This window comes from Noviherbaspirillum denitrificans (assembly GCF_002211445.1).
GTDB classification, from domain to species: Bacteria; Pseudomonadota; Gammaproteobacteria; order Burkholderiales; family Burkholderiaceae_D; genus Noviherbaspirillum; species Noviherbaspirillum denitrificans.
This window is the reverse complement of record NZ_LSTO01000001.1, coordinates 2,325,388-2,328,960: the sequence shown is the minus strand read 5'-3', so window position 1 is coordinate 2,328,960 and position 3,573 is coordinate 2,325,388. Positions and strand designations below refer to the sequence as shown.

General features: G+C 64.6%; 5 protein-coding genes. All 5 read left to right on the top strand.

The features are described from left to right. The coding region (locus AYR66_RS11390; RefSeq protein WP_206047143.1) for a DUF3108 domain-containing protein at positions 1 to 907 on the top strand (907 nt) is incomplete at its 5' end. Beyond that, positions 904 to 1,653: a DUF3108 domain-containing protein gene (locus tag AYR66_RS11385; protein WP_088707585.1), complete on the top strand. Its 750-nt coding sequence runs from the start codon at positions 904 to 906 to the stop codon at positions 1,651 to 1,653. The genes AYR66_RS11390 and AYR66_RS11385, both read left to right, overlap by 4 nt. A gap of 55 nt (positions 1,654 to 1,708) precedes the next feature. Continuing rightward, positions 1,709 to 2,416 (top strand): 7-cyano-7-deazaguanine synthase QueC, encoded by a 708-nt coding sequence (gene queC, locus AYR66_RS11380; protein ID WP_088707584.1) that lies wholly within the window; start codon positions 1,709 to 1,711, stop codon positions 2,414 to 2,416. Positions 2,417 to 2,454: 38 nt separating this feature from the next. Then, a complete protein-coding gene (locus AYR66_RS11375; RefSeq protein WP_088707583.1) occupies positions 2,455 to 2,901 on the top strand; it encodes a cyclic nucleotide-binding domain-containing protein in 447 nt (148 codons plus the stop codon). A 90-nt stretch (positions 2,902 to 2,991) separates the two neighbouring features. After that, on the top strand, positions 2,992 to 3,573 hold a 582-nt coding region (locus tag AYR66_RS28325), incomplete at its 3' end, for a metallophosphoesterase family protein (RefSeq protein WP_141104220.1).

Genomic DNA, 3,573 nt, shown 5'->3' with positions numbered 1-3,573 from the left:
GATTGCAGCGGCAGAACCTGCACGGCCTGCCGCCGCGAAGCCGAAACGCGCGCCACGGCCCAGGCCGTCCGCGCCGCCAGCCGCCGCGCCCGCAGTCGTCGCTGCCGCACCCGCTCCGGTAGCGCCCGCGCCGCCGCCCGAACCGGTGGCCGCCGAGCCCTTGCCTCCCACAGCAGCGGAAGCGGCACCGCCAGCCGCCGAACCTGCCGGTACCTACAAGTTTTCGCTGCCGCCCTCGGTGGAGCTGAAGTACGACGTCCAGGCCTTGCGTGAAGGACAGCAGTGGCATGGCTCCGGCGTGTTCCAGTGGAACGCCGGCGATGGCGGTTACGTCATTACCGGAGAAGCGAGCATCACGGTCCTGTTCAAGATCACGGTGCTCAATTTCCGCAGCGAAGGCGCGGTCAACGCTTCTGGCATCGCTCCCGTTCTTTACAGTGAAAAGCCGTGGCGCAAGGCGATGACGAACACCCATTTCCGCCATGCAGACCGGAAGATCAGCTTCTCCGCCTCGCAGAACGAGTATCCGTACAACGGCGGCGAACAGGACCGGGCGAGCATCATGTGGCAGTTGGCGGGTATCGGCCGTGGCGATCCGGCGCAATTCGTCCCTGGCACTGCCTTCGACATCATGGTTGCCGGCGCCCGCAATGCGGAAACCTGGCGCATCGATGTGGTCGGCCAGGAAGAAATCGATACGCCGCATGGAAAGCTCACTGCGTGGCACGTGATGCGTGCGCCCAAGCCTGGCTCATACGACCAGAAGATCGACATCTGGCTGGCGCCGCGGTACGAGTGGTATCCAGCCAGGGTGCGCTTTACCTATCCCGGCGGGGATTACCTCGACATGCTGCTGGCGGACCTGACACCGCGCGGCAGCATCCATGCTTCTTCGGGACACGAATGAATGACTTGAAAAGATTGCCGCTCGCCGCCCTGTTCTGCGGCCTGCTGGCAAGCAGCGCCGCCATTGCCGCGCCGGCGGCGAAATACAAGACCAGCCTGCCGCCCCCGGTGGAACTCTCCTATGCAATCAAGGCAAAGCAGAAAGGCATTCCGCTGGAGGGCGAGTCCCTCATGCGCTGGTCCATCGAAGGCGGCAAGTTCTCCGCCACCAACGAAGCGCGCGCGCCCTTGTTCGGCAAGATCCTCGATACGCGCAGCGAAGGCGAAGTGGATGCATACGGGCTGGCACCGTCCAGCTTCACCGAAAAGCGTTTCCGCAAGGAGGCCGCGACCACCACCTTCGACCGCGCGGCGGGCACGATCCGTTTCGCCAATGCCGAACAGACCACGCCGATCCGGGGCGGTGAACAGGACCGCAACAGCGTGATCTGGGAACTCGTCTCCGTCGCCCGCGGCGCGCAGGCGAAATTCAAGCCGGGCACGAGCTGGGAATTCGTCGTCGCCGGCGTGCGCGACGCCGAACCGTGGACCTTCAAGGTGGTTGCGCAGGAAAAACTGCGCACGCCGCTCGGCGAAGTGAACTCGCTGCATGTTACGCGCGCACCGATGGCCGATTCGAACGACCATCACATCGAAATCTGGCTGGCGCCCTCGATGGAGTGGTACCCGGTGCGGGTGCGCTACAGCGAGGACGACGGCGACTATATCGAGCAGACGCTGCGCGCCATCAGCCGGAAGACACCGTAGCCCGCCCCGGCGGCGCTACAATGGCCGGCATCGCATTTCACCGCACGGAAAAAGCATGACACTCAACAACGGCGCACTGGTCCTCTTCAGCGGCGGCCAGGATTCGGCCACCTGCCTTGCCTGGGCGCTCGCCCGCTATGCCCGCGTCGAAACCATCGGCTTCGACTACGGCCAGCGGCACGCGATCGAACTCAGCGTACGCCCCGCCCTGCTGCAAAAGACGCGCGCGCTGTCGCCCGAATGGGATGCGCGCCTCGGCGAAGACCACATGATCGACCTGTCCCTGCTGGGCAAGATTTCCGATACCGCGCTCACCGCCGACGTCGAGATCGCGATGCAGTCGAACGGCCTGCCCAACACCTTCGTCCCCGGCCGCAACCTGCTGTTCATGACCGTCGCCGCAACTGTTGCCTACCGTCGCGGGCTGGATGTGCTGGTGGGCGGCATGTGTGAAACCGATTTTTCCGGCTATCCGGACTGCCGCGACGACACGATGAAAGCGCTGCAGGTGGCGCTCAACCTCGGCATGGCGACACGCCTGAAGGTAGAGACGCCGTTGATGTGGATCGACAAGGCCGCCACCTGGCGCCTTGCACAGGAACTCGGCGGCACCGCGCTGGTGGACCTGATCCGCGCGGACACCCACACCTGCTACCTCGGCGAACGCGGCGAACTGCACGACTGGGGCTACGGCTGCGGCAAGTGCCCTGCCTGCGAGCTGCGGGCGCGTGGCTACCGGCAATTCGCAGCGGGCGCGGTGTAGATTTCCCTTTTCCCCCGGCCCACCCTCGAAAGGAAGCCATGTCCGTCCACTGCGAGCCCGAGACCTACCAGCTCCTGCTCCGGCTCGACCTGTTCCACGGGCTCGAACAGCCTGAACTGGAGCGTATGCTGGCCGAGGCGGAACTGCTGGAATGCCGCAGCGGCGACTATGCGATCCGGGAAGGCGAGCAGGACAACCACCTGTTCGTCATCCTGGCGGGCAAGATGGCGATCTACAAGCGCTCGGCCGGGGTGCAAAAGCTGATCAAGGAACTCGGCCCCGGCGAATGCTTCGGCGAAATGTCGCTGATCGAATGCCGCAGCCGCTCCGCTTCGGTCAAAGCGGCCGGCCATTGCCGCCTGCTGCGGCTTGACGGCGACCACATCATCAAATTCCCCGACCTCTCCAGCAAGCTGTTTCGCAACATCGCACGGCTGCTGTCGCAACGTCTTCGCTACGCCAACGACCTGCTGACGCTCGGATAGCACCAATGTAAGCAAAGCTAAAGGAAGGCGGAGTAGGATGGGAGATTGAGACATCCTGCTTGATAAAAATACATCACACCGAAAGCGCCCATGCTGATCGCCATCCTCACCGACATCCATGCCAACCGCGAGGCCATGACCGCCTGCCTTGCCCATGCCAGGGAACGCAATGCACAGCGTTACGCTTTCCTCGGCGACCTGGTCGGCTACGGTGCCGATCCGGCCTGGGTGGTCGACACGGTCATGGAGCATGTCGCGCGCGGCGCCTTTGCGGTGCAGGGCAACCACGACGTCGCCGTCACGCAGGCGCCGTCCAAGCACATGAACCCGGCAGCGCGCGCGGTCGTCGAATGGACGCGCGCGCAACTCAACGAAAGCCAGATCCAGTTCCTCGACAAGTTGCCGCTGACGCAGGAGCACAACAACCTGCTCTTCGTGCACGCCACCGCGGCCGAGCCGAAGAGCTGGGAGTACATCACCGGCACCCTGGAAGCGGTCAAGAGCATGCATGCGACCCGCGCGCGCATCACCTTCGTCGGCCATGTGCATGAACCGGCGCTGTACAACCTGTCGCCGACGGGCAAGGTTTCCTCCTTCGTGCCGACCGGTGACAGCAGCATTCCGCTCGGCACCCAGCGCCGCTGGCTGGTGCTGCCCGGCTCGGTAGGCCAG

Excerpts from the sequence above, each read along its gene's own strand:
- AYR66_RS11385 (WP_088707585.1), top strand. The coding sequence starts at position 904 with ATGAATGACTTGAAAAGATTGCCGCTCGCCGCCCTGTTCTGCGGCCTG.
- queC (WP_088707584.1), top strand. The coding sequence starts at position 1,709 with ATGACACTCAACAACGGCGCACTGGTCCTCTTCAGCGGCGGCCAGGAT.
- AYR66_RS11375 (WP_088707583.1), top strand. The coding sequence starts at position 2,455 with ATGTCCGTCCACTGCGAGCCCGAGACCTACCAGCTCCTGCTCCGGCTC.